The following is a 24,908-nucleotide window of genomic DNA, read 5'->3' on the forward strand; positions in this document are numbered from 1 at the left end:
CGCGTTGTGCGTATGCCGGAACTGCCTACTATGCGCCGAGCTCGATGTTTGCACCCGGGATCGCCGCGAGGAGATCCTTCGTGTACTGCTCCTGCGGGTGGTCGAACACCTCGTCGGTGGTCGCTGCTTCGACGATCTTGCCCTTCTGCATCACGCAGACGTTGTCTGCGATGACCCGCACGACCGCGAGGTCGTGCGTGATGAAGAGGTACGTCAGCCCGAGCTCTGCCTGCAGGTCGGCGAGCAGGCGCAGGATCTGAGCCTGCACGAGCACGTCGAGCGCCGAGACTGCTTCGTCGAGCACGACGATCTCGGGTTTCAACGCGAGCGCACGCGCGATCGCGATGCGCTGACGCTGGCCGCCCGAGAGCTCGTTCGGGTAACGGCTGATGAGCGTGCGCGGCAGCGACACCTGATCCAGCAGCTCGTACACCCGCTCGCGTCGAGAGTCCTTCGAACCGACCTTGTGCGTGAACAACGGTTCGGCGATGGTGTTGCCGATGTTGCGCAGCGGGTTCAGCGAACCGTACGGGTCCTGGAAGACCGGCTGCATGCGGCTGCGAAGGTCGAACAGCTCTTTGCCGGTGACGCTCGCGAGGTCGTGCCCGCCGACGACGATCTTGCCGCTCGTGGTGTCTTCGAGCTTCAGCAGCATCTTCGCAACGGTCGACTTGCCCGAGCCGGACTCGCCGACGAGCGCCGTGGTGGTGCCCTTGGCGATCTGGAACGACACATTGTCGACCGCGGTGAATGAGCCCGAGCCGCGGATCTTGAAGACCTTCGTGAGATCTTCCACCACGATCGCCGGCGGTGCGGGCGGAGCGGCCGCGAGCGCCTCGGCACGAGCCTCGGCAGTGGCGATCAGGTCGATCGTGTCGCCCGCGGCAGACGCTGCACCCTCGACCATCGCGGACTCTGCCGCCGCGAACGATCCTGATGCCTGGATACGGCGCGAGGCGAGGCTCGGTGCCGCCGCGACGAGTCGCTGCGTGTACGGGTGCTGCGGGTCCTGCAGGATGTCGACCGACGGACCGGACTCGACGACCTTTCCCTTGTACATGACCACGAGCTGCTCGGCGCGCTCGGCTGCAAGGCCGAGGTCGTGCGTGATGAACAGCAGGGTCGTGCCGAGTTCGCGGGTCAGCGACCCGAGGTGGTCGAGGATGACCCGTTGCACCGTGACGTCGAGAGCCGACGTCGGCTCGTCGGCGATGAGCAGCTGCGGGTTGGCCGCAAGGCCCATGCCGATGAGCACGCGCTGGCGCATGCCGCCCGAGAACTGGTGCGGGAACTGCTTCATGCGGCGGTCTGCGTCACCGAGACCGGCCTCTTTCAGCACCTCGATGGCCCGCTTCTTGACCTCTTTGCGACCGGTCGCGATGCCATTGGCCTTGATGGCCTCTTCGACCTGGAAGCCGATCGACCACACGGGGTTGAGGTTCGACATCGGGTCTTGTGGGACGAAGCCGACCTTCCGGCCGCGGATCGCCTCCATGTCTCGCGGCGTGGCCTTCGTCAGGTCTTGGCCGTCGAGCAGGATCTGACCGCCGGAAACGTGACCGGTGCCGGGGAGCAGGTTGATGATCGCGTGCGCGGTCGTCGACTTGCCGGAACCCGACTCCCCCACGATCGCGAGGCTCTGCCCGCGATAGAGGGTGATGTTCACGCCGTCGACGGCCTTGACGATGCCGTCTTGGGTGTTGAACCCGACCTGCAGATCTTTGATCTCGAGGAGCGGGCGTTCGGCGCCTGCGGCGCGTTCTGATTGCACGTTCGATCCGTTCGAAGTCTCGCTCATCGCTGTGCCCTCGCCTTCGGATCGAGCGCATCACGCACGACCTCGCCGAGCATGATGAAGCTCAGCACGGTGACCGACAGCGCGATCGAAGGAAGGATCAACGTCTGGGGCGCGGTGCGCAACGACGTCTGCGCCTGGCTGATGTCGTTGCCCCACGACATGATGTCGGTCGGCAGGCCGACTCCGAGGAACGACAGCGTCGCTTCTGCAACGATCGCCGATGCGAGCGAGATCGTCGTGATCACGATGACGGGCGCGATCGAGTTCGGCAGCACGTGACGCACAAGGATCCGCAACCGCGAGACGCCGAGCGCCGTCGATGCCATGACGAAGTCGGCATTCTTCACGCGGAGGATCTCGGCACGCAGCACACGTGCTGTAGCGGGCCAGGCGAACAATCCGATGGCGAGTGAGATCACCCACACGTTCCGATATCCCGAGAACACCGACATGATGACGACGGCCGCGAGGATGTAGGGGATCGAGAAGAAGATGTCGCCCAGGCGCGAGAGCACCGAGTCGAGCCACCCACCGTAAAAGCCCGCGAAGGCACCGAACACGACGCCGAACAGGGCGACGAGGAACGTCACGATGAGGCCGACGGCCAGCGACGTCGACGTACCGTGGATGATTCGCGAATAGATGTCGCAGCCCTGCTTCGTGAAGCCGAGCGGGTGGCCCTCGGCCGGGCCGGCGTTGCTGTTCGCGAGGAGGCAGTCGTTGTTCGGCGGCGTCTGCGTGAACAGGCCGGGGAAGAGTGCGACGACGACCACGAGGAGGATCAGCACTGAGGAGATCCAGAACATCGGGCGTTTGCGCACGTCGTTCCAGGCATCGGTCCAGAGGTTGGAGGGCTTGCCCTCGGCCTTGACCACGTCGATGCCGACGAGCGGCGTCTCCTCGAGCGGAGCGACGAAGTGCTGCTGGTCTGGTCTGGTGTTACTTTGCATAACGGATCCTCGGGTCGAGAACGGCGTAGAGGAGATCTACCAGCAGGTTCACCACGAGGTAGATCAGCACCATGATCGTCACGAAGGAGACGACGGTCGGTCCCTCACCTCGGATGATCGCCTGATAGAGCGTGCGGCCGACTCCCGGCACGTTGAAGATGCCCTCGGTGACTGTGGCGCCGACCATGAGCGTGCCGAAGTCGACGGCGAGGTAGGTCACCACGGGGATGAGCGAGTTGCGCAGGATGTGCACGGGAACGATGCGCCGACGGGAGAGACCCTTGCTCGCGGCGGTGCGAACGAAGTCCTGCCCATCTGTATCGATGACCGACGCCCTCGTCAGTCGAACGATCTGGGCGAAGCTGATGGTGGCCAAGACTATGGCGGGCAATATCAAGTCTTGCGTTGGCGCGCCTGTACCGACCGTGGTTCTGAACCACCCCAGATAGATGCCGAAGAACCACTGCATCACGAACGCGAGCACGAAGATCGGCAGCGAGATGAGGATGAGGCTCACGACGAGCGCGCTCGCGTCGAAGATGCCGCCCTTGCGGAGGCCGGACACGAGGCCGATGGTGATGCCGGCGACCATCTCGAAGAACACGGCCATCGCCGCGAGCCGGAGCGTGACGGGGAACGTGGCCATCAGGATCTCGGAGACGGGCTGGCCCGAGAACGAGACGCCGAGGTCGCCCTTGAAGATGTTGCCGAGGAAGATGAAGTACTGGATGATGAACGGCTGGTCGAGGTGGTACCGCTCGCGCAGGGAGTCGATGACGGACTGCGGCGGAGTCTTGTCGCCGAACAGCGCGACGATCGGGTCGCCGGGCATGGCGAAGACCATGAAATAGATCAGGAACGTGGTGCCGAGCAGGACAGGGATCGCCTGCAGCAATCGGCGCAGGATATAGCCGGCCATGGATCAGGCCCTGCAATCTGCGAATGTGGACATGTTGAAAGAAACCTCACCGTTGTGCGAGTTCGACTCCACGATGTTACGCCGATCAGACGAACACCGGGGATACGTGGGAGTGGGGCGGCAGCCTGCTCGGCTGCCGCCCCACGGGCGCCTCAGAGTCTAACCCCGAGGCGTCCTCGATCGAGAATTACTCGCTCTTGGTGATCTGGTTGTACAGCGGCACCGAGTTCCAGCCGAACTCGACGTCGTTGACCAGTTCGCTCCATGCGCCGTTGACCGTGGCGTACCACAGCGGGATGACCGGAAGCTCCTGGAACAGGATCTCCTGACCGGCCTGGAATTTCTCGTTGGCGGCGGCGACATCGGTCTCCGCGAGGCCCTCGCTCAGCAGCGCGTCGAACTCGGGGTTCGAGTAGTCGCCGTCGTTGGAGCCTGCACCCGTTCCGTAGAGCGGGCCGAGGAAGTTGAAGAGCGCCGGGTAGTCCGCCTGCCATCCCGAACGGAATGCCGTCTGGATGGTGCGGTCGGTGATCTTCGTGCGAGCCTCGGCGAACGTCGGGTACGGGTCGCCCGAAGCGTCGATGCCGAGGTTGTTCTTCAGGTTGTTCGACACAGCGTCGACCCAGGCCTGGTGGCCGCCGTCGGCGTTGTAGGCGATCTTGAAGGTGCCGTCCCAGGGGGCGATGGCGTCGGCCTGAGCCCACAGTGTCTTCGCCTCTTCGGGGTCGTAGTCGAGCACCTCGGCACCCGGGATGTCTTCCGAGTAGCCGTCGATGACCGGCGACGTGAAGTCGTGCGCCGGGGTACGGGTGCCGGCGAAGATCACGTCGGTGATCTCTTCACGGTTGATCGCGTGCGAGATCGCCTGGCGGCGGAGGCTGCCCTCTTCACCCGAGAAGTGCGGCAGGCGCGCCGGGATCGTGAACGACTGGAAGATCGCAGCGGCCTGGGTGACCGAGCGGTCGGCGAACTCGTCTTCGAAGGTCTCGAGAGCCGAGTCGGGAATCGCGTCGAGCACGTCGAGGTTGCCGCCCTGGAGGTCGGCGTACGCGGCATCCTGCGAGGCGTAGAAGATGATGCTCAGACCACCGTTGACCGCCTTGCGGGGGCCGTCGTAGTCGGGGTTCACGACGAGGTCGATCTTCTCGTTGTGCTTCCAGGCGCCTTCGCCGTCGAGCATGTACGGGCCGTTGCCGACGGGGTTCTCGCCGAAGGCCGCGAGGTCTTCGAACGCCGACTCGGGCAGCGGGTAGAAGGCCGAGTAACCGAGACGCAGCGGGAAGTCCGACTCGGGCTGGCTCAGCGCGACCGTGAAGGTCGTGTCATCGACGACCACGAGGCCCGGGAGCTCGGGCACGGACTCGTCGTAGCTGAAGCCCTCGATCGACTCGAAGAAGTACTGCGAGAGCTGCTCGTTGGCCGTGTCGGCGCCGTAGTTCCACGCGTCGACGAAGGAGTTCGCCGTGACGGGCGAGCCGTCGGAGAAGGTCTGGTCGGCCTTCAGCGTGATCGTGTAGTTCTGCGCGTCGTCGGTCGTGATCTCGTCGGCGACGTCGTTGTGAGCAGCACCCTTGGCGTCGTAGTAGACGAGGCCCGCGAACGTCGCGTCGAGGATCTTGCCGCCACCGACCTCGTTGGTGTTGGTGGGGATCAGCGGGTTCTGGGGCTCGTTCCCGTTGGTCGTGATGATCGCTGTGGCGTCGCCCGCGGGTGCCGACGGGTCAGCGCCGCCGCTCGTGCAGCCCGACAGCGTCAATGCGCCGGCGGCAGCAAGAGCAATGGCGGCTACGCCGATTCTCTTGATCTTCAATGTTCCTCCTGATGAGATGTGCGACGGCAGCACGGCTCGTGGCCGCGCTGGAGCGCTGGTAGATCGAGACTATGAACCCGGTCACCCCGAAGCAAACCAGATGGGCAAACCGTTACCGACGCGCAACCTAGCGACACGCACCTCGCCGGAATTCGTCATCTCTTCGCACGATTCTTGCGTCACGACCCTTCATGCGAAGATTGCCACATGTCTTCTGCACGACGACTACGGCTTGAGGTCGCCATCGTGCTCGGGTTGTCGCTCGGGGCATCCGCAGTCTATTCGATCGTCTCGATCGTCGCGAAGCTCACCGCCGAGAGGCCGCTCGGCGAACAATCGGTCGCCCTGAACCCGTCACGAGCACCGCGCGAGTGGCTCGATTTCACCTACCAGTTCCTCGACGTCTTCTTCGGCGTCTTCGCCGTCGCTCTTGTGCTCTACCTCCTGTGGCAACCCGGCACGAACCCGTTCCGGCGCATCGGCCTCGACCTCACGAGACCGGGTCGTGACGCGGCATCCGGAGTGCTGCTGGTGGTCGCGATCGGCGTGCCGGGGCTCGCACTGTACGCTCTCGGCCGTGCCCTCGGTCTCACGGTCGCCGTGGAGGCCTCACCGGCCGATTGGCTGTGGTGGACCGTGCCGATCCTCGTGCTTCGGGCGCTCGAGGCGGCCCTCACGGAAGAGATCATCGTTGTCGGATACCTCTTCACCCGATTCAAGGAACTCGGCGTCGGCCCATGGGCGACGATCGTCTCGAGCGCCCTGCTCCGCGGCACCTACCATCTGTACCAGGGCATCGGGCCGTTCTTCGGGAACGTCGCGATGGGCGTCGTCTTCGGCTGGTGCTATCAGCGGTGGGGGCGCACGATGCCGCTCGTCATCGCGCACTGGATCCTCGACGTCGTGTCCTTCGTCGGCTATCCGGTCGCCGTGGCGTGGTGGCCCGCGTTCTTCGCAGCGTCGACGAGCTGATCCGGCGACCGACCGGGTGAAGGGGTCGACGGGGCCGGCGACGGCATCGGTGCATGAACGGGCGATGACGGATGCCGCCGGCGCGGCGTCTGCGGCATGTGCTCGCTCCGCGCGAGTGCGATGACCGTTGCGGGCATGGGCGGCAGCACTTCCTCGGCCGGCTCGACCCGCAAGTCGGAGTCCGTGCCGCGCACGCGCGCCATGTCGAGGCTGCTGCGCCGGGTCGGCGTGCAGACCGCGGAGAAGCCCTCACCGCCGTAGAGCCCGGCGCGTGCGAGGTCGCCGAACGATTCGCCGCGGCGGAGCGCCTCGGCCATGCCGGGATCGCGCCGCTCGACGAGGCCGGCGCGCTGCTCGAGGCCGAAGATGCGCGAGGCCGCGACCGAGCATCCGACGAACGCGCCGACGAAGCCGACAGCGGACAGGAGGGCGAGGAGATCGATCGATGACATGAGCACCCCCAACGTGCGAGTGAACCTCAGTGTAGACCTGAGGTTCACTCGGGTACAGGGGTGTCTCAACCCTCGACACGCGAACGCCGTGACTGCAACCGGCGAAAAGAGTCGCCGCTGCATTTCCCTCGAGGCGTCCGCTACGCGAACGCCTCGACCGGCGGGCAGGCGCACACGAGGTTGCGGTCGCCGTAGGCCTGGTCGATACGTCGCACCGGAGCCCAGTACTTGTTCCGTACGAGTGCGTGCACAGGGTAGACCGCCTGCTCGCGGGTGTACGGGTGCGTCCACTCCCCTGCGATGACCGACTCGGCGGTGTGCGGCGCGTTCACGAGCGGGTTGTCGTCGGCCGGCCACTGCCCGCCCGCGACCGCATCGGCCTCGGCCTTGATGAGCACCATCGCCTCGACGAAGCGCTCGAGCTCGGCCAGGTCTTCCGACTCGGTGGGCTCGACCATGAGCGTGCCCGCGACCGGGAACGACATCGTCGGCGCATGGAAGCCGTAGTCGACGAGGCGCTTGGCCACGTCGTCGACCGTCACGCCCGTCGCCGCCGTGAGCGGCCGCAGGTCGAGGATGCACTCGTGCGCGACGAGTCCGTTGTCGCCCGTGTAGAGCACCGGGAAGTGCTCGCGCAGGCGAGAGGCGACGAAGTTCGCCGCGAGCACCGCCGACGCGGTGGCCTGCTTCAGCCCCTCGGAGCCCATCATGCGCACGTACGCCCACGAGATCGGCAGGATCGATGGGCTGCCGTACGGCGCCGCCGAGACGGGGCCACCGTCGTGCGTGACGCCGCCCGAGTGGTCGGCGCGCTGCGCCATCGGGTGCCCGGGCAGGTAGGGCGCGAGGTGCGCCTTCGCGGCGACCGGGCCGACGCCCGGACCGCCGCCGCCGTGCGGGATGCAGAACGTCTTGTGCAGGTTCAGGTGCGAGACATCGCCGCCGAAGTCACCGAAGCGCGAGTAGCCGAGCAGGGCGTTGAGATTCGCGCCGTCGACGTAGACCTGGCCACCGGCGTCGTGCACGGCCTGGGTGATCTGCTTCACCTCGTGCTCGTAGACGCCGTGGGTCGACGGGTAGGTGATCATGAGCGCGGCGATGCGGTCGGCGTGCTCGGCGATCTTCGCTCGCAGGTCGGCGAGGTCGACGTTGCCGAGCTCGTCGCACGCGACCACCACGACGCGCATGCCGGCGAGCACCGCGGATGCCGCGTTCGTGCCGTGCGCGCTCGAGGGGATGAGACAGAGGTCGCGGTCGGCCTCGCCGTTCGCCTCGTGGAAGCCCCGGATCGCGAGGAGGCCGGCGAGCTCGCCCTGGCTGCCGGCGTTCGGCTGCAACGACACGGTGTCGTAGCCCGTGACCTCGGCGAGCCAGCTCTCGAGCTGCTCGATGAGCCCGAGGGTGCCGACGACATCGGCCTCGGGGGCGAAGGGGTGCAGGTTCGCGAATTCGGGCCAGGTCACCGACTGCATCTCGGTGGCCGCGTTGAGCTTCATGGTGCACGAGCCGAGCGGGATCATGCCTCGATCGAGCGCATAGTCGCGATCGGCGAGGGTCTTCAGGTACCGCATCATCTGCGTCTCGGAGTGATGCGTGTTGAAGACGGGGTGCTCGAGGTAGCCGCTCGTGCGGCGCAGCTCGCCGCTCGCGACGGCAGGCGCGATTGCGGTGTCGATCGCGACCTCGGTGCGCTCGGGCAGCCCGAACGCCTGCGCGACGAGGGAGAGCTCCGCCTCGGTGGTCGTCTCGTCGACGGCGACGTGCACGGTCGCCTCATCGGCCTCCCACACGTTCACGCCGAGCTTTCGGGCGCGCTCGACGATGTTGCGGGCGAGCCCGGGCACGTGCACCCGGATCGTGTCGAAGTAGTCGTCGTTCGCGAGCGTCAGTCCGTAGCCGGTGAGCACCTCGGCGAGCGCGGTCGCCTTCGCCGCCGTCGACACCGCGATGTGACGGATGCCCCGGGGCCCGTGGTACACGGCGTACATCGACGCCATGACGGCGAGCAGCACCTGCGCGGTGCAGATGTTCGAGGTCGCCTTCTCGCGGCGGATGTGCTGCTCGCGGGCCTGCAGGGTGAGCCGGTACGCGGGCGCGCCGACGGCGTCTTTCGAGACGCCGACGAGGCGACCGGGGAGCTGGCGTTCGAGGCCCTTGCGCACGGCCATGTAGCCTGCGTGCGGTCCGCCGAAGCCCATGGGCACGCCGAAGCGCTGCGTGGTGCCCACTGCGACATCGGCGCCGAGCTCGCCCGGGCTCGTGATGAGTGCGAGCGCGAGCAGGTCGGCGGCGACGACGACGAGACCGCCCTGCGCTTTCGAGGTTGCGATGACGGATGCCGGGTTCCACACGCGGCCCGAAGCGCCCGGGTACTGCACGAAGAGGCCGAAGTGCTCGCCGAGGCTCTCGAGGCTCGGGCCGTCGTCGCCGATGCGGGCGAGGTCTGCGAGCGGTGCGACGACGAGCTCGATGCCGACCGCCTTCGCGCGGGACTCGAGGAGCGCGTGCGTCTGGGGCAGCGTGTCAGCGTCGACGACGAAGCGATTCGAGGTCGACTTCGAGGCGCGGCGGGCGAGGAGCATCCCCTCGACGACCGCGGTGCCCTCGTCGAGCATCGACGCGTTCGCCGTGTCGAGGCCCGTGAGGTCGGTCACCATCGTCTGGAAGTTGATGAGCGCCTCGAGCCGTCCCTGCGAGATCTCGGGCTGGTACGGGGTGTAGGCGGTGTACCAGCTCGGGTTCTCGAGCACGTTGCGCTGAATCACCGACGGCGTGATCGTGCCGAAGTAGCCGAGGCCGATCATCGACGTGCGCACGGTGTTCTGCTCTGCGAGCGCCGCGAGCTCCGCGAGGGCCTCGCGCTCGGTTGCGGCGGGCGGGATCGCCGAGTTCAGCACCTCCCCCATACGGATCGACGTGGGCACCGCGGCGGCCATGAGAGCGTCGAGGGAGTCGTAGCCGAGTTCGGCGAGCATGAGCCCGTGGTCGCTCGGGCTCGTGCCGATGTGGCGGCGGCCGAACGCGTCGAGGTCGAAGGCTGAGGAGGTGGGGGTGCTCATGTGATTCGTTACTCTCCGACCAGTGCGCGGTACTCGTCGTGCGTGAGGAACTTCCGAAGGCTCGAGGCGTTCACCTTGATGAGCCAACCCTCGCCGAACGGGTCGCTGTTGACGAGTTCGGGCGAGTCGACGACGGCCTGGTTCGCCTCGACGACCTCACCGCTGACGGGGGCGAACAGCTCGCCGACCGACTTCGTCGACTCGATCTCGCCGACGACGGTGCCCTCGGTCACGGTCGTGCCCGCCGCGGGCAGTTCGACGAAGACGACGTCGCCGAGCTTGTCGGCGGCGTAGTCGGTGATGCCGATCGTTGCGACGTCGCCGTCGAGCGCGATCCACTCGTGTTCTTCGGTGTAGTGCAGTGCGGTCTGGTCGGTCATGGGGTGCTCCTCGCGGTGGATTGTACGTTTCGTTCGAATCATCCGAGTTGCCCGAATATGTACGGAGTCGGGCAACTCGAGGTCAGGCGGTGCGCTTGTAGAAGGGCAGGGCGACGACGGATGCCGCGACGCGCGTGCCGCGCACGTCGACGAAGAGTTCGCGTCCGGCTTCGGCGGCGTCAGGGGCGACGAAGGCCATCGCGATCGGGTGGCCGAGCGTCGGCGACAGCGCCCCGCTCGTGACGACGCCGACACGAGTGGCGGAGGCGCCCTCGCCGTCGAACACCTCGTAGTCGGCACGGGCCGCACGACGGCCCTCGGCGGCGAGACCGACGAGCACCGGGGCATCCGCTGCAGGGCCCTGCTCGATGGCGGCGCGGCCGACGAAGTCGTCGGGCTTGCCGAGTGAGACGACCCGGCCGAGGCCGGCCTGCACCGGCAGGATGTCGCGGCTGAGCTCGTGGCCGTAGAGCGGCATGCCCGCTTCGAGGCGGAGCGTGTCGCGGCTCGCGAGGCCGCACGGGGTGACGCGCGGGCCGCCGGTCTCGGCGAGCGCCTCCCAGAGGTGAGTGGCCCGCTCAGGGGCGAGGTAGAGCTCGAAGCCGTCTTCACCCGTGTAGCCGGTGCGGGCGACGAGCACGGGCTCGCCCTCGAAGGTCGCGGGGAATGCACGGTAGTACTTGAGGGCTTCGAGCTTCGCGTCGAAGTCCTCTTCGTCGTTGCCCGGCCCTTCGACGCCGAAGCCGGGCGTCTCGAGCAGGACGGCGCGTGCGTCAGGCCCCTGGATCGCGATGAGGGCGATGTCGTCGCTCTCGTTCTCGATGATCGTGTCGAAGCCCGCAGCCCGGGTGCGGAGCTCGTCGGCGACGACGTCCGCGTTCGAGGCATTCGCGACGACCATGTAGCGGTCGTCGCCCGTGCGGTAGACGACGAGGTCGTCGATGATGCCGCCGTCGTCGTCGAGCAGCAGCGAGTACTTGGCCTGGCCGATCTCGATCGCCGAGAGCTTGCCGGCGAGAGCGTGATCGAGTGCAGCCGCGGCCTCGGGACCGATGAGCACGATCTCGCCCATGTGGGAGAGGTCGAAGAGGCCCGCATGCTGCCGCACAGCGTGGTGCTCGGCGAGGTCGCTCGAGTAGCGCACCGGCATCTGCCAGCCGGCGAAGTCGGTGAAGCTCGCGCCCGCAGCGCGGTGCACGGCATCGAGGGGGCTGAGCCGCTCGGGGCTCGGCTGCCCAGAACTCGACTGCCCAGGGCTCGGCTGCCCAGGGTTCGGCTGTTCGATGCTGGTGGTACCGGGGTCGTTGGTCACGAGAGTTCTCCAGACGTGCCGGCGGTCGCCGGCGTTGTCACGGTCGCGGTAGCTTGCCGTGTGGGAACTCCCCCTCTGTCATGAGCCTGAGAGTTTCACGCGGGTTTTGCGCTTTCACCGTGGGCGGCCCGTGTTCGCACGAAGCTCTCGATACGCGTCGCCTTCGGCGTCGCTGCTCGATCTGCTCCGTGCTCCGTACGGAGCACTTTTCAGAGCGGCCTCGTCATCGCGGTGTATTGACCTGAGAGATTGGCGGGGAGGCTTGCTCCTTCGGTGCCGGCGGAGTTGCGTCAGCGCACTGCGTTGACTGAACTGCCCGGCTCTCCCGCGACGCGTCGATGGCCCGGTATGAGATTGTACGGCGATCTTAGCAGCGGGGCCGGCCTGCCGCGTCGAGCATCGGCCGGACGACAGGGGGCGAGGCCCGCGGCGCACGGGCGGTGTTCGAGTCGAACTGACTGTAAGCTGACCACGTGGAGTTCGAGTCAGAATGACCCGAAGACCGGAGGAGGTACGGATGCCGCAGGCTCCCGGAATGCAACCGGACGCGCCGACGCGCCTCGCCGTCTCGACGGTGATCTTCGCATTGCGCCCGGATCACACCGGTCGGCCGGTGCTCTGGACCCCGCTCGTGCGCCGCACGCGCGAGCCGCAGCTCGGCCTCTGGGCGCTGCCCGGTGGCTGGTTGCCTCCGAACGAAGAACTCGAAGCCGCCGCCGCGCGCACCCTGCGGTTGACCACGGGCCTCGCGCCCAAGTACCTCGAGCAGCTCTACACGTTCGGCGAAGTCGACCGCTCCCCCGGCATCCGCGTGGTCTCGGTCGTCTACTGGGCGCTCGTGCAGAGCGACGAGGCCGCGCGCGCGACGGCAGGGCCGAACGTGCGCTGGGTGCCGGCCGACACCCCGCCGAGGCTCGCGTTCGACCACAACCGCATCGTCGAGTACGCGCTCTGGCGCCTGCGCACGAAGGTCGAGTACGCCGAGATCGCTCATGCGTTCCTCGGCGAGACCTTCACCCTCGCCGAGCTGCGCGAGGTGTACGAGGCCGTGCTGCAGCGCCCGCTCGATCCAGCGAACTTCCGGCGCACGATGATCGCGTCCGGTCGACTGCGCGAGACCGGCGAACGACTGGCCGGTGCTCCGCACCGCCCCCCGAAGCTCTACAGCTACGACCCATCCGCCATCACGGCCGGGGCCGTCGAACCGTTCACGCGAACCGAACCATTCATGAGGGAGCGACCCGCATCATGACCATCTCCATCGACGACACGCGCACCGGCGGCGACACTCGCGCCGCGGCATCCGTCGACCGCACCATCCGGCTGATCACCGCAGGCTCGGCCGTGGGCGAGACGTGCGCCCCCGATCTCGCGAACGGCCCGTGGACGTTCGACCAGGGGCCGGCGGGGTACGGCCCCGGCTCGTCGATGGGCGACGTGATTCCGACCGGCTCACCCCGTCAGGGCGCGCTGCCCGAGGCATACCGCGCCGCGTCGAACGACGAGCTGCACGCTCGCATCCGCGCTGCGAAGGCGACCCTCGGCGACCGGGTCGTCGTGCTCGGCCACTTCTACCAGCGCGACGAGGTCATCGAGCACGCCGACTTCACGGGCGACTCGTTCCAGCTCGCGAATGCGGCGCTCGATCGGCCCGATGCCGAGGCCATCGTCTTCTGCGGCGTTCACTTCATGGCCGAGACCGCCGACCTGCTTTCACGCCCCGAGCAGGCCGTGATCCTGCCGAACCTCGCCGCTGGCTGCTCGATGGCCGACATGGCCGACGAGTCGAGCGTCGAGGAGTGCTGGGAGCAACTCGAGCAGATCTACGGCAACCTCGACGCGGTCGACACCGACGGCCGCGTGCCGGTCATCCCCGTGACCTACATGAACTCGAGCGCCGCGCTCAAAGGCTTCGTGGGTCGCCACGGCGGCATCGTCTGCACCTCGTCGAATGCTCGCACCGTGCTGGAGTGGGCGTTCGAACGTGGACGGCGGGTGCTGTTCTTCCCCGACCAGCACCTCGGCCGCAACACCGCGAAGGCGATGGGGGTGCCGCTCGAGCAGATGCCGATGTGGAATCCGCGCAAGGCGCTCGGCGGCAACAGCGCAGCCGAGCTCGACGACGCCCGCGTAATCCTCTGGCATGGCTTCTGCTCTGTGCACAAGCGGTTCACCGTCGAACAGATCGCCGCGGCTCGCGTATCGCACCCCGGCGTGCAAGTCATCGTGCACCCCGAGTGCCCGATGCCGGTCGTCGACGCAGCGGATGCCGCGGGCTCGACCGACTTCATCGTGAAGGCGATCCAGGCGGCACCGGCAGGCTCGACGTTCGCGATCGGCACCGAGATCAACCTCGTGCAGCGGCTCGCGGCGGAGTACCCGCAGCACACGATCTTCTGCCTCGACCCGGTCGTGTGCCCATGCTCCACGATGTACCGCATCCACCCGGGCTATCTCGCCTGGGTGCTCGAAGAACTCGTCGCGGGCCGCATCGTCAACCGCATCACCGTCGCCGGGGACGTCGCCGACCCGGCGCGTCTCGCGCTCGAACGCATGCTCGCGGCGACCCCCACCACTGCTGGTCGAGTAGCGACGAAGGAGCGTATCGAGACCCCCACCACTGCTGGTCGAGTAGCGACGAATGAGCGTATCGAGACCCCCACCACTGCTGGTCGAGTAGCGACGAAGGAGCGTATCGAGACCCCCACCGGAAGTCCTGACACGCTCGCCGGCGCCCACCCCTCGACCAGCGAGAACGTGGCCTGACATGGCGCACGTGCTCGTGATCGGCGGCGGCATCGCGGGACTCTGGACCGCGGTCAGAGCCGCCGACGCGGGGCACGCCGTCGAGCTCGTCACGAAGGCCGATCTCGCCGAGGGCAACACCCGCTACGCGCAGGGCGGCATCGCCGCGGCGCTCTTCCCCGACGATTCGGCTGAACGGCACTACGCCGACACGATCGAGGCCGGCGCCGGCCTCGCCGATCCGGCCGCGGTGCGCGTGCTGGTCGACGAGGGCCCCGAGCGGGTGCGCGACCTGATCCGATTCGGGGTGGCGTTCGACCGCGACGAGTCCGGCCTCGAGCGCGGCCTCGAGGCCGCGCACTCCCGGGCCCGGATCCTGCACGCGGGCGGCGACGCCACCGGCGCCGCGATCGAACGGGCGCTCGTCGACACCGTGCGGCGCCGCGCCGTGCGGATCGATGAGAAGGCGATGCTCGTCGACCTCGTCGTCGAGGGCGGCCGCGCTGTGGGTGCACGGCTGCTCGAGGCATCCGGAACCATCGTCGCGCGTCGCGCCGATGCGATCGTGCTGGCCACCGGCGGCAATGGATGCCTCTACCGGCATACGACGAACCCGGCCGTGGCGACCGGCGACGGCGTCGCTGCCGCTTGGCGTGCGGGCGCGGTCGTCGCCGACCTCGAGTTCACCCAGTTCCATCCCACCGCTCTCGCAGCCCCCGGTACGCCGCTCATCTCCGAAGCCGTGCGCGGCGAGGGAGCAGTGCTGCGCGATGCGCAGGGGCGCCGATTCATGTTCGATGTCGACCCGCGCGGTGAGCTGGCTCCCCGCGACATCGTGGCGCGCGCAGTGTGGCGGCGTTCGCTCGAGCAGGGCGGCACTCCGGTACTGCTCGACGCGACGATGCTCGACGGCCAGACACTCGCGCGTCGCTTCCCCGGGCTCGACGCGGTCGTGCGCGCCGCAGGCTTCGACTGGTCTCGCGAGTCGGTGCCGGTGACGCCTGCCGCGCACTATGCGATGGGCGGCATCGTGACCGATCTCGACGGCCGCACGAGCCTGCCAGGCCTCTTCGCGGTCGGCGAGGTGGCTCGCACGGGTGTGCACGGTGCGAACCGGCTCGCCTCGAACTCGTTGCTCGAGGCGGCGGTGTTCGCCGAGCGCGCTGTACGGGCGATCGGCAACGAGTCGGCCAGCGCGTTCGCGCACGAGTCCGCGCACGCGGCGTCTCGTGTGCACAACTCCGGAGATGCGACGCGACTCGCCTCGCCCCGAACACCGACACACGGTGCAAGGCTCGAGTCCTCCGGAGTTGTGCGCGACGATCACTCGGACGCCGGAGCCTCGGCGGCACGCGCAGACTTCGATCGCGAGCAACTGCGGGTGCTCATGTGGCAGCACGTCGGGCTGGAGCGCGACGAGGCGGGGCTCGGCGAGGCATCCGCTCGGCTCGGTGCGTGGCGCGCCCCTGAACCGCGCGACCGCTGCAGCGCCGAGGATCGCAACCTGCTCGACCTTGCACGGCTGACTGCCCAAGCCGCTCGAGCACGGCGCGTGAGCAGCGGCGCCCACTTCCGCACCGACGACACCGGAGCACCCGGCGCCGCCGGAGCACCCGGCGCCGCCCGCGAGCACCCCATCCCGACGACACTCGACCGAGAGGCCGCCTGATGACCGACGCACGAGAGATCGACCGCATCGTCGGCACTGCGCTCGACGAGGATGCCCCGTGGGGCGACCTGACCTCCGAGACGCTCATTCCCGCCGAGGCGACGGCGACCGCGGAACTCGTTGCGCGTGAGCCGGGCGTGCTCAGCGGCATCGACGTGTTCGCGTCGGCCTTTCGCCTGATCGACCCGACCGTCGTGGTGGAGGCACTCGCGACCGACGGCGACGCCTTCACCGCCGGTGCGGTGCTCGCGCGCGTCAGCGGGCCGGCGCGCGGCATCCTGCGTGCCGAACGCATCGGGCTGAACTTCGTGCAGCGGATGTCGGGCATCGCGACCCAGACGGCCTATTACGTCGCCGAGACCGCGGGCACTCGCGCCCGTATCGTCGACACTCGCAAGACCACGCCGGGGCTGCGCAGCCTCGAACGCCAGGCGGTGCGCGACGGCGGCGGGCGCAACCACCGGCGCTCCCTCTCCGACGCGGTCATGGCGAAGGACAACCACCTCGCGGTGCTCAGGGCGGGCGGCCACGACCTCGCGACCGCCCTGCGGGCCGCGCGCGAGCGGATGCCGCACACCGCGCACCTCGAGGTCGAGGTCGACCGGATCGATCAGGTCGAAGCGGTACTCGCCGGCGGGGCCGACACCGTCATGCTTGACAACTTCTCGCCCGACGAACTGCGGGCGGGCGTCGCGCTCATCGCCGGACGCGCGATCGTCGAGGCATCCGGCGGAGTGACGCTCGAGTCGGTGCGCGCGATCGCGGCGACCGGCGTCGACGTGATCTCGGTGGGCGCGCTCACGCACTCGGTGCGCTCGCTCGACCTCGGCCTTGACGTGGTGGTCGAGACAGCGGTTGGCGAAACAGCGGTGGGCGAAACAGCGGTGGGCGAGACAGCGGTGGAGAGATGATCTTCCTCGACCACGCTGCGACCACACCGGTGCGCCGGGAGGCGCTCGAGGCGATGTGGCCCTACCTCTCGGTGGCGTTCGGCAATCCGTCGAGCCGGCACGGCCTCGGTGACGAAGCGGCCCGGGCGCTCGCCGGTGCGCGCGCCGAGGTCGCCTCGGTGATCGGCTGCCGGCCCGGAGACGTCGTGTTCACGAGCGGCGGCACCGAGGCCGACAACCTCGCAGTGAAGGGGCTCGCGCTGGCGAACCCGCGAGGCCGGCACATCGTCATCTCGCCGATCGAGCATGAGGCGGTGCTCGAGTCGGCCGCCGCTCTCGCGCGGTTGCACGGCTTCGAGGTGTCGGAGGTCGCCGTCGATGCCGGGGGTGTGGTCGAGATTGAGGCGCTCGCCCGGGTCCTCCGCCCTGACACGACGCTCGTCTCCGCGCAGCTGGCCAACAACGAGATCGGCACCGTGCAGCCGATCGCCCGGCTCGCCGAGCTGGCGCACGCGGCAGGCGCGCTGATGCACACCGACGCGGTGCAGGCGGCCGGCTGGCTCCCGCTCGACATCGATGATCTCGGCGTCGATGCCCTCTCGCTCGCGGGCCACAAGGTCGGTGCTCCGAAGGGCACGGGCGCACTCATCGTGCGGGGCCGGCTCCCGCTCGAGGCTGTGCTGCACGGCGGCGGGCAGGAACGAGGGCGACGCTCGGGCACCGAGAACGTCGCGGGCGCGGTCGCCTTTGCGACTGCATTGCGCCTCGCCGAGGCCGAGCGAGCGGATGCCGCGGCGCGCGTCGGCCGTCTCGGCGCGGTGCTCAGCGCCGGCGTCGCCGCGACGGTGGCCGGTGCACGCCTCACCGGAGACCCCGTGCGCCGGCTCCCGGGCACGGTGTCCTTCGTCTTCCCCGGCACGAGCGGCGAGGCGGTGCTGCTCGAGCTCGAGCGCGCGGGCGTGATCTGCTCCAGCGGTTCGGCGTGCGCGGCCGGCAGCGATGAACCCTCGCACGTGCTCACGGCGATCGGGGTGCCGGCCGAACTCGCGCAGACGGCGGTTCGGTTCACGCTCGGCGCCGAGACGACGACGGATGATGTGACGGATGCCGTGGCATCCGTCGCCCGTGCAGTGTCGGCGGTGCGCGCTATCGTGGAGTCATGAGCAATTCGATTCCGACCCCTGCAGGCGACGACGAGCTCAACAGCGGAGTCGCCGATGCCGATCTCGGCGCCGATGTCGGTGCAGAGCTCGCGCCCGAAGAGCAGCTGCTGAAGGGCTGGCTCCCCGAGCCGACCCCGACCGACGGTCCGGCCCCGGCTCCGTAACCCACCCCACGACTACAATTCCCCAGCGGATTCGATTCATCGACTGAGCGCAGTTCCATAAGTTCCGATCGATGTCGGAATCGGGGAATATCGCGTGACCCTTCGCGGGTTGACTCACCTATTCGACGCTCTCCCTGGCGCAGCTCTGCGCCAAATTGATTGGACGCATTTTTCCTTGACCGAACGAGCCGTTCCCGAACTCCGTGACCCCGGCGTCGCCTCAGCAGGCGACGCCCCGATGCATGAACACTCCGATGTCGAGGCGCTGCACGGCGCCCGCAACAACCGAGTGATCTGGCTGCTGCTCGCGGCTTCCTTCGTCGTCATCCTCAACGAGACGATCATGGGCGTGGCGATCCCGCAGCTCGTCGACGACCTCGACATCTCCATCTCCGCCGCCCAGTGGCTCTCCACCGCGTTCATGCTGACCATGGCCATCGTGATTCCGATCACGGGCTTCCTGCTGCAGCGCTTCGCGACTCGACCGATCTTCATCACGGCGATGAGCCTGTTCTCGGTCGGCACGCTCATCGCCGCCCTCGCACCGGGCTTCGAAGTGCTCCTCCTCGCCCGCGTGGTGCAGGCGAGCGGCACCGCGATCATGATGCCGTTGCTCATGACGACGCTCATGACTCTCGTTGCGCCGAGTGATCGCGGGCGGCTCATGGGCCGGGTCTCGATCGTGATGTCGGTCGCACCCGCCATCGGCCCGACCATCTCGGGGCTCATCCTGAACTCCCTCTCGTGGCGGTTCATGTTCTGGCTCGTGCTGCCGATAGCGCTCGTCATGCTCGTCATCGGCATGCGCCGCGTCGAGAACGTCAGCGAGCCGCGGGTGATCCCGATCGACGTCTTCTCGGTCGTGCTCTCGGCGTTCGGCTTCGGTGGCGTCGTCTACGGGCTGAGCCTCATCGGTGCCGAGACCGACGGCAGCGTCCTCGGCGCTGCGCCGATGTGGATCGCGCTCATCGTGGGCGCCCTCGGCATCGCCGCGTTCATCTGGCGTCAGATCGCGCTGCAGTCCGACGATCGGGCGCTGCTCGACCTGCGTACGTTCCGATCGGGCAACTTCGCGATCTCCGTGGGCCTCATGACGATCATGATGGCGGCACTCTTCGGCACCATCATCCTGCTGCCGATCTACCTTCAGAACGTGCTGCACCTCGAGCCGATCACGACCGGGCTCCTGCTGCTGCCGGGCGGACTCACCATGGGTCTGCTCGGACCAGTCGTCGGGCGCCTCTTCGACCGGCTCGGGCCGACTCCGCTCCTCGTGCCCGGCTCGATCGTGGTCAGCGCTGCGCTCTGGTCGCTCACCCTCGTGACCGACCAGACGTCGCCCTGGCTGCTGCTGATCGCGCACGTGGTGCTCTCAGCAGGCCTCGCGTTCATGTTCACGCCGCTCTTCACCTCGGCGCTCGGCTCCGTCGAGCCACGCCTCTACTCGCACGGGTCCGCGATCGTCGGCACGGTGCAGCAGGTGGCCGGTGCTGCCGGTACCGCCCTCTTCATCACGATCATGGCGGCGCAGTCCCTGACCAGCGCCGCGACGGGGGTGACGGCCGAGGCTGCCGCGGCATCGGGCGTTCGGTCCGCGTTCCTCGTCGGTGCGATCCTCTCGCTCGCGGCCATCGTCGGTGCGTTCTTCGTGCGCAAGCCCGCAGACATGATGGAAGGTGCGCCCGTCGCGCACTAGCGACGACGCTACCCGCAAGCACAACGAACGAAGGGCCCGGCAATGAACTGCTCCCCTGGAGTTGGACTGAGAAATCAGTTCTGAATCCAGGGGACCAGCTCACAATGCCGGGCCCTTCGTCATGCACTCCTCGGCTCTGGCGGCTCAGCCGCAGTTCGGCCGGCAGCTGCGCTGCGAGAGTGCGTCGACGAGCACGATGCCGAGGTCTTCGGGCTTCGACGCCGAGTAGGCGGCGCCCTTCGTGGCCTGCGCGATGCGCTGCATCGCCGCGAGGTCGGTGTCGGGGCCGAAGCCGATCATGATGACTGGCACCGGCTTCTTCGGGTCGTCGATCTTCGCGAGCTCGGCGAGCAGGGTATCGATGTCGATGCCGTTCTCGTCTTCGTTCTTGCCGTCGGTGAAGAGCAGCACCGAATTGACCTTCTCGGGGTCGTACGTCTCCCGCACCCGCTGTACCGCCGCGAGGGTCGTGTCGTAGAGGCCCGTGGCACCGCCGAGCCTGTCGGGCAGCGATTGGATGACGCCGGCGATCTGCTGCATGTGCGCTGCATCACCGAGCGGAGCGATCGGGGAGAGGTCTTCGTAGTCGAGGTCGCCGTTGCGCGCCGTCGAGAACACCCAGACGCCGAGCTCGACCTCGCCCGAGAACTTCTGCATCGCGCCGACGGCGGCCTGCTGGAAGATGTCGATGCGGCGGAGTCCGTTCTCGGCGGGCTCCTCCATCGACCCCGAGACGTCGATGACGGCGAGCATGCGCGAGCGGAGCGTCAGCACGCTCCAGGCGCGGAGGATCTCGAGCTGCGCGGCGCCGTCGAGCGCGGCTGCCACCGGGGGCGAGTCCGCACCGATACCGGCGATATCGAGCTCACCGGATCCGTCGGGCGCGCGGAATCCAGCTGCTGCGAGGGTCTTCGCGCCCTCGCGCACCGCTGCCTCGAACGCGTCGATCAGCTCGGCGCGCGATGCCGTGCCCGCGTCGGTACCTGCGTCGGCGTCGGTACCTGCATCGGCGTCTGCGTCGGCCGAGTCCTCGTCGGCGTCTGCTGATTCGTCGGAGGTCGCCGCAGCCGCTGCCCCGAGTCGCACGAACGGGTAGTCGAGAGCGACCGTACCGTCGACCGGGTAGGCGGCGACGAGCCCCTCTGCCGGGTCGTCGAGGTTGTACGCGGCCACTTGCGCCTCGCTCGCGACGACGACGGCGGGTTGCCCGCTCGCACTCAGCGCGCCGAATGCCGCACTGGTCGACGCCGGGATCGACTTGCCGAGCTCGATCATGGCACCGGCGAACTGTCGCGGGTCGTCTGGTGAGGAGTGGCCGCGCAGAGCGAGAAGGCCCGCAAGGCTCGCAGCGGATGCCTCGGGGTCGGGCAGGATCGTCGGCAAAGTGCCGCCGAGCACTCGTGCCCAGCTCACCGGCTCGGCCGCGAGTTCGGTGGCTTTCGCCGCGGCGCCGGCGAACACGACCGGCGAGGACGCCACCGATTCGCGGACGTCCACTTCGGGCGTGCTCTGCCCGAGCGAGGTCGCAGTCGCGTTCATGCGATCGAGCCACACGGTCGACTCGGGCACCCAGGCGTCGGCATCCGAACTGCCGGTCGCGACGATCGCGGCGGTGTCGGCTGAGTCTTGGGCGACGATCTCGGTGGTGGCGCACAATTTCGAGCCCTCGTCGAACGCTGCAGCGAGATCGGTGAGTGCGGGCGCGATCGACGTGTCGGCGACGACGACGATCTCGTCGGTCTCGGCGCAGCCGGCCTCGGCCGAAGCGAAGATCGGGTTCAGGTAGCCGCCGACCCAGAGGAACACCCCTGACGCGACGACGCCGACCACTACGACGGCACCGATGATCGACAGAATGAGCTTGCGGTCCGGCATCTTCACCGGTGCCGCGACAGTATGACGCCCCACGGACACTCCAAGCCGACGGGTCGGGGCCCGTCGAATCCTTAGTTCGGGTTCCCCTCTCGGGGAAGGATTGCGTTTAGTGTAGGCGACGAGTCCCAGTAAGCGAACTTCACTCGTCTTCTTCACAGCCGGCCGTGAACCGACAGCGACTCGACACCGACCCGCCATCGCCCCGCCACCCCGTTCAGGCGCCGGGTCTAGGGTCGGAAACATGGATGCCGCAATGCCGCTGCTGATCCCCGCCGGAACTGTCTTCACGAGGGACGACATCACCCACTTCGCGGGCAAGGGCGAAGACGGCGTGAAGCTCGATGAGGCGATCGCCCGCGCCGACGTGCTCGTCACCGCCCCGCACGCGGGCGCAGCGATCCCAGAGGAGCTCGCGGCGTTCCTCGCGCCCGGGTTCACCCGGCGCCTGCAGTTCGACTACACCGACTGCTCGACGAGCCCGATCGTGCGGCGGTGGGCCGAGATCGACCCGCGCATCGTGGTCGTCGAGAATCCGCATCCGCGTATGGTGCGCGACCCCAACCGCGAGAAACCGGCCGACCTCGCCGCCACTCTCACGGAGGCGTTCGCTCGAGTGCGCGCCGCGGGCGCCTGGAATCCCGTCGATCTCACAGGCGTCGACGCGATCCGCCCGGTCACCTTCTCGTTCTTCCCGTTGCTGCGTGTGCCGCAATCGGCGACCGAATTGCACGAGCTCGTCGACCAGTTCTCCGAGGTCGCCGAGCGCGGGCTCGGCGTCTACGAGCTCGCACGCGACGAACTGATCGAGCGTTTCCAGCAGCGGGCTTTCGCGCTCGCCGCGCCGGGCTCACCGACCGCGTTCACGATGTTGGCCTTCCACGACACGATGAACCACACGACGACCCGCGATGGCGCGATCTCCGTCGAGCGCGCACCCGAGGCGCGTTTGCCCGACGTCGTCGCCCTGTCGAACCGCGGCGATCACCACGGCGACCCCATCGGCGACTCCCCCGTGACGATGCGCCCCGATCTGCTTCGCCGCCTCGCGGATGCCGCTCGCCGCGCGTTCGATGTCGACGCGCCCGATGCGGTCGCCCCCAACCAGCCATATCTTGGCAGCTACGAGATCATCGCGGCCGGCCGCCGCTTCGGCGACGTCGCCGGGCGAGCGGATGCCGCGGGCGTCGTGCTCTCGGCGGTGCAGGCCGAGTTCCGGCGCGAGTTCCTGCTCGGCGACGCGAACACCCGTGTGCTCATGCGACCCGGCACGGGGTGGATCGAGCCCGACGCGGATCGGGTCGACGCCATCGCCCATGCCTGCATGGCGATGTTCGATGACGTGCGGCCTGGCCTCATCGCATCGCGCGACTGACTTCCCGCCACCGGCATCGCGCGCCGTCGCCCCGGCCAGCTCGGCCGCCCCGGCATCGCGCTGCCGCACGAGTGCGCCCCCTTGGCAGCGCGCCGTCGCGGTGCGACCATGGAAAGGGTCGACGGGTCCGCGACCGACGGATCCGAATCGATGCTTCAACGGATGCGCACAAATGGAGCAGTTCCGCAACCGGACGGATGCCGGTCGGCGTCTCGTCGCCGCACTCGAGGAAGTCGACCTCGAGCGGCCGGTCGTGCTGGGACTGCCGCGCGGCGGCGTGCCGGTCGCTGCGCCGGTCGCGCGAGCGTTGGGTGCGCCCCTCGACGTGCTCGTGGTGCGCAAACTCGGAGTTCCGGGCCAGCCAGAGGTCGCGATGGGCGCGATCGGCGAGCAGGGTGCCCGTGTGTTGAACGACGACATCGTCGACGCCGCGTACCTGTCGCCGGGCGAGTTGCGCGACATCGAGCGGGTCGAACGGGTCGAGCTCGAGGCGAGAGTCGCTCGTTTCCGCGGAGCCGAGTCGCCCGTGGCCCTCGAGGGGCGCACCGCGGTGATCGTCGACGACGGCGTCGCGACCGGGGCGACCGCACGCGTCGCGGCTGCGGTCGCGAAGGCCAGGGGTGCCGTGCGAGTGGTGCTCGCGGTGCCCGTCGGCGCCCCCGAAGCGCTCGCGACGATCGCCGCCGAGACATCGGTCGACGAAGTGGTGTGCCTCTCGGTGCCGCCCGGGTTCATGGCGGTCGGCACGCACTATCTCGACTTCGCGCAGACCACCGATGACGAGGTCGCCGCACTGCTGGCGGCCGCGCACTCAGGCGGCTGAGGCCCGCTCACCGATCACGAGCGTCGCGTCGGCTTCATCGTCATGCAGGATGCGCGCCGAGAGTCCCGCGGCCTCGAAGAAGTCCGCCGCCACGGGCGCTTGCCGATCGCTCGTCTCGATCAGCAGAGTGCCGCCGGGGGCGAGCCATGATCGAGCGGATGCCGCGACCTGTCGATGCACGTCGAGCCCGTCGCTCCCGCCGTCGAGTGCCATGCGGGCTTCGTGGTCGCGCGCCTCGGGCGGCATCATGGCGATCGCGTCGCTCGGCACATAGGGGGCGTTGACGGCGAGCACGTCGATGCGCCCTCGGAGGTCGGCCGGAAGCGCAGCGAAGAGGTCGCCCTCGAAGACGAGACCGCCCAGCGGCTCGAGGTTGATGCGCGCCGCCTGTACGGCGACCGGGTCGAGGTCGGCGGCGACGAGATGCACGGGCGCCGCGGCTTCCGCGATGGCCGCACCGATCGCACCGGCGCCGCAGCACAGGTCGACGACGACCGGCAGGTGTGCCGAACCGTCGTCATCGCGCGCGAGCGCGGCGTGCGCGACGAGGCGGGAAGCCTCGGCCGCGAGGAACTCGGTGCGCCGGCGGGGCACGAAGACACCCGGCAGCACGCGAATGCGCAGCCCCGCGAACTCCGCCCACCCGAGCACCTGCTCGAGCGGCTCACCCGCGACGCGGCGTTCGACGAGCCGATCGAGTTCCACCGGATCCGGAGTCGCCTCCACGAGGAGTCTGGCCTCGTCTTCGGCGAAGACGCATCCTGCTGCGCGCAGGCGGGTGACGATCTCGGGTTCAGCAGGCATCCGTCGCAGCCTACTGCGGATGACCGTCGGGCGTCGTCGTCGGGCGCGCTGTTCG

Annotated in this window: 20 protein-coding genes and 1 riboswitch; of the genes, 10 read left to right on the forward strand and 10 right to left on the reverse strand. The window is 68.6% G+C overall.

The features are described 5' to 3' along the window. Positions 1–28: 28 nt before the first annotated feature. The 4 genes from AC1C2U_RS05215 to AC1C2U_RS05230 form a co-directional block, all read right to left on the reverse strand. Complete coding sequence (locus tag AC1C2U_RS05215; protein ID WP_495360637.1) at positions 29–1,798, reverse strand: dipeptide ABC transporter ATP-binding protein; 1,770 nt, start codon at positions 1,796–1,798, stop codon at positions 29–31. Next, positions 1,795–2,748 (reverse strand): ABC transporter permease, encoded by a 954-nt coding sequence (locus tag AC1C2U_RS05220; protein ID WP_495360638.1) that lies wholly within the window; start codon positions 2,746–2,748, stop codon positions 1,795–1,797. The genes AC1C2U_RS05215 and AC1C2U_RS05220 overlap by 4 nt, the downstream gene beginning before the upstream one ends. After that, entirely contained in the window at positions 2,738–3,667 is a 930-nt protein-coding gene (locus AC1C2U_RS05225) for an ABC transporter permease (protein ID WP_495360639.1), read from the reverse strand. Before AC1C2U_RS05225 ends, AC1C2U_RS05220 begins: the two co-directional genes overlap by 11 nt. Positions 3,668–3,854: 187 nt before the next feature. Beyond that, entirely contained in the window at positions 3,855–5,477 is a 1,623-nt protein-coding gene (locus AC1C2U_RS05230) for a peptide ABC transporter substrate-binding protein (RefSeq protein ID WP_495360640.1), read from the reverse strand. Between the two features lie 207 nt (positions 5,478–5,684). On the opposite strand from AC1C2U_RS05230, the gene AC1C2U_RS05235 reads away from it, so the two are divergent. After that, complete coding sequence (locus tag AC1C2U_RS05235) at positions 5,685–6,449, forward strand: CPBP family intramembrane glutamic endopeptidase (RefSeq protein WP_495360641.1); 765 nt, start codon at positions 5,685–5,687, stop codon at positions 6,447–6,449. Here the strand turns inward: AC1C2U_RS05235 and AC1C2U_RS05240 are convergent. The 4 genes from AC1C2U_RS05240 to gcvT all read right to left on the reverse strand — a co-directional run bounded on the left by AC1C2U_RS05240 (position 6,395) and on the right by gcvT (position 11,625). Next, a complete protein-coding gene (locus AC1C2U_RS05240) occupies positions 6,395–6,901 on the reverse strand; it encodes a hypothetical protein (RefSeq protein WP_495360642.1) in 507 nt (168 codons plus the stop codon). The two genes, AC1C2U_RS05235 and AC1C2U_RS05240, sit on opposite strands and share 55 nt — an antisense overlap. 140 nt (positions 6,902–7,041) lie before the next feature. Next, positions 7,042–9,960 (reverse strand): aminomethyl-transferring glycine dehydrogenase, encoded by a 2,919-nt coding sequence (gene gcvP / locus AC1C2U_RS05245; RefSeq protein ID WP_495360643.1) that lies wholly within the window; start codon positions 9,958–9,960, stop codon positions 7,042–7,044. Positions 9,961–9,968: 8 nt separating this feature from the next. Beyond that, the gene (gene gcvH / locus AC1C2U_RS05250; protein WP_495360644.1) at positions 9,969–10,340 is read right to left on the reverse strand and encodes a glycine cleavage system protein GcvH; all 372 of its coding nucleotides are present in this window, start codon (positions 10,338–10,340) and stop codon (positions 9,969–9,971) included. A gap of 82 nt (positions 10,341–10,422) precedes the next feature. After that, positions 10,423–11,625, reverse strand: a complete 1,203-nt coding sequence (gene gcvT, locus AC1C2U_RS05255) for a glycine cleavage system aminomethyltransferase GcvT (protein ID WP_495360844.1) — start codon at positions 11,623–11,625, stop codon at positions 10,423–10,425. A 246-nt stretch (positions 11,626–11,871) separates the two neighbouring features. Continuing rightward, a riboswitch (glycine riboswitch) is annotated at positions 11,872–11,990 on the reverse strand. Positions 11,991–12,187: 197 nt separating this feature from the next. On the opposite strand from gcvT, the gene AC1C2U_RS05260 reads away from it, so the two are divergent. The 7 genes from AC1C2U_RS05260 (at position 12,188) to AC1C2U_RS05290 (ending at position 19,979) form a co-directional block, all read left to right on the forward strand. Beyond that, complete coding sequence (locus AC1C2U_RS05260) at positions 12,188–12,904, forward strand: NUDIX hydrolase (protein ID WP_495360645.1); 717 nt, start codon at positions 12,188–12,190, stop codon at positions 12,902–12,904. Beyond that, a complete protein-coding gene (nadA, locus tag AC1C2U_RS05265) occupies positions 12,901–14,418 on the forward strand; it encodes a quinolinate synthase NadA (RefSeq protein WP_495360646.1) in 1,518 nt (505 codons plus the stop codon). The genes AC1C2U_RS05260 and nadA overlap by 4 nt, the downstream gene beginning before the upstream one ends. Before the next feature lies 1 nt (position 14,419). After that, on the forward strand, positions 14,420–16,066 hold the full coding sequence (nadB, locus tag AC1C2U_RS05270) for an L-aspartate oxidase (RefSeq protein WP_495360647.1): 1,647 nt from the start codon (positions 14,420–14,422) through the stop codon (positions 16,064–16,066). Next, positions 16,066–16,977, forward strand: coding sequence for a carboxylating nicotinate-nucleotide diphosphorylase (gene nadC, locus AC1C2U_RS05275; protein ID WP_495360648.1), 912 nt, complete (start codon positions 16,066–16,068; stop codon positions 16,975–16,977). The genes nadB and nadC overlap by 1 nt, the downstream gene beginning before the upstream one ends. After that, positions 16,974–18,119, forward strand: coding sequence for a cysteine desulfurase family protein (locus tag AC1C2U_RS05280; RefSeq protein WP_495360649.1), 1,146 nt, complete (start codon positions 16,974–16,976; stop codon positions 18,117–18,119). Before nadC ends, AC1C2U_RS05280 begins: the two co-directional genes overlap by 4 nt. Then, positions 18,116–18,283, forward strand: a complete 168-nt coding sequence (locus AC1C2U_RS05285) for a hypothetical protein (RefSeq protein ID WP_495360650.1) — start codon at positions 18,116–18,118, stop codon at positions 18,281–18,283. Before AC1C2U_RS05280 ends, AC1C2U_RS05285 begins: the two co-directional genes overlap by 4 nt. 238 nt (positions 18,284–18,521) lie before the next feature. Next, positions 18,522–19,979 carry a DHA2 family efflux MFS transporter permease subunit gene (locus tag AC1C2U_RS05290; RefSeq protein ID WP_495360845.1) on the forward strand — a complete coding sequence of 486 codons (1,458 nt, stop codon included), beginning with the start codon at positions 18,522–18,524 and terminating at the stop codon, positions 19,977–19,979. A gap of 144 nt (positions 19,980–20,123) precedes the next feature. Here the strand turns inward: AC1C2U_RS05290 and AC1C2U_RS05295 are convergent, their stop codons facing one another. Next, on the reverse strand, positions 20,124–21,887 hold the full coding sequence (locus AC1C2U_RS05295) for a VWA domain-containing protein (RefSeq protein WP_495360651.1): 1,764 nt from the start codon (positions 21,885–21,887) through the stop codon (positions 20,124–20,126). A 208-nt stretch (positions 21,888–22,095) separates the two neighbouring features. On the opposite strand from AC1C2U_RS05295, the gene AC1C2U_RS05300 reads away from it, so the two are divergent. Together AC1C2U_RS05300 and AC1C2U_RS05305 are read left to right on the forward strand one after the other, a co-directional pair. Then, complete coding sequence (locus AC1C2U_RS05300) at positions 22,096–23,226, forward strand: N-formylglutamate amidohydrolase (protein WP_495360652.1); 1,131 nt, start codon at positions 22,096–22,098, stop codon at positions 23,224–23,226. A gap of 172 nt (positions 23,227–23,398) precedes the next feature. Next, positions 23,399–24,049, forward strand: a complete 651-nt coding sequence (locus AC1C2U_RS05305) for a phosphoribosyltransferase (protein ID WP_495360653.1) — start codon at positions 23,399–23,401, stop codon at positions 24,047–24,049. Here the strand turns inward: AC1C2U_RS05305 and AC1C2U_RS05310 are convergent. Beyond that, positions 24,038–24,853 (reverse strand): putative protein N(5)-glutamine methyltransferase, encoded by an 816-nt coding sequence (locus tag AC1C2U_RS05310; RefSeq protein ID WP_495360654.1) that lies wholly within the window; start codon positions 24,851–24,853, stop codon positions 24,038–24,040. The two genes, AC1C2U_RS05305 and AC1C2U_RS05310, sit on opposite strands and share 12 nt — an antisense overlap. Between the last annotated feature and the right edge of the window lie 55 nt (positions 24,854–24,908).

Source organism: Agromyces sp. Y575 (assembly GCF_059445445.1).

What these genes read in the sequence shown, in the direction of transcription:
- gcvP (WP_495360643.1), bottom strand. Translation starts at nt 9,960, where the DNA reads ATGAGCACCCCCACCTCCTCAGCCTTCGACCTCGACGCGTTCGGCCGC.
- AC1C2U_RS05235 (WP_495360641.1), top strand. Translation starts at nt 5,685, where the DNA reads ATGTCTTCTGCACGACGACTACGGCTTGAGGTCGCCATCGTGCTCGGG.
- AC1C2U_RS05240 (WP_495360642.1), bottom strand. Translation starts at nt 6,901, where the DNA reads ATGTCATCGATCGATCTCCTCGCCCTCCTGTCCGCTGTCGGCTTCGTC.
- AC1C2U_RS05290 (WP_495360845.1), top strand. Translation starts at nt 18,522, where the DNA reads ATGCATGAACACTCCGATGTCGAGGCGCTGCACGGCGCCCGCAACAAC.
- nadB (WP_495360647.1), top strand. Translation starts at nt 14,420, where the DNA reads ATGGCGCACGTGCTCGTGATCGGCGGCGGCATCGCGGGACTCTGGACC.
- nadA (WP_495360646.1), top strand. Translation starts at nt 12,901, where the DNA reads ATGACCATCTCCATCGACGACACGCGCACCGGCGGCGACACTCGCGCC.
- AC1C2U_RS05285 (WP_495360650.1), top strand. Translation starts at nt 18,116, where the DNA reads ATGAGCAATTCGATTCCGACCCCTGCAGGCGACGACGAGCTCAACAGC.
- nadC (WP_495360648.1), top strand. Translation starts at nt 16,066, where the DNA reads ATGACCGACGCACGAGAGATCGACCGCATCGTCGGCACTGCGCTCGAC.
- AC1C2U_RS05215 (WP_495360637.1), bottom strand. Translation starts at nt 1,798, where the DNA reads ATGAGCGAGACTTCGAACGGATCGAACGTGCAATCAGAACGCGCCGCA.
- AC1C2U_RS05300 (WP_495360652.1), top strand. Translation starts at nt 22,096, where the DNA reads ATGGATGCCGCAATGCCGCTGCTGATCCCCGCCGGAACTGTCTTCACG.
- AC1C2U_RS05225 (WP_495360639.1), bottom strand. Translation starts at nt 3,667, where the DNA reads ATGGCCGGCTATATCCTGCGCCGATTGCTGCAGGCGATCCCTGTCCTG.
- AC1C2U_RS05220 (WP_495360638.1), bottom strand. Translation starts at nt 2,748, where the DNA reads ATGCAAAGTAACACCAGACCAGACCAGCAGCACTTCGTCGCTCCGCTC.
- AC1C2U_RS05260 (WP_495360645.1), top strand. Translation starts at nt 12,188, where the DNA reads ATGCAACCGGACGCGCCGACGCGCCTCGCCGTCTCGACGGTGATCTTC.
- AC1C2U_RS05305 (WP_495360653.1), top strand. Translation starts at nt 23,399, where the DNA reads ATGGAGCAGTTCCGCAACCGGACGGATGCCGGTCGGCGTCTCGTCGCC.
- gcvH (WP_495360644.1), bottom strand. Translation starts at nt 10,340, where the DNA reads ATGACCGACCAGACCGCACTGCACTACACCGAAGAACACGAGTGGATC.
- AC1C2U_RS05280 (WP_495360649.1), top strand. Translation starts at nt 16,974, where the DNA reads ATGATCTTCCTCGACCACGCTGCGACCACACCGGTGCGCCGGGAGGCG.
- AC1C2U_RS05310 (WP_495360654.1), bottom strand. Translation starts at nt 24,853, where the DNA reads ATGCCTGCTGAACCCGAGATCGTCACCCGCCTGCGCGCAGCAGGATGC.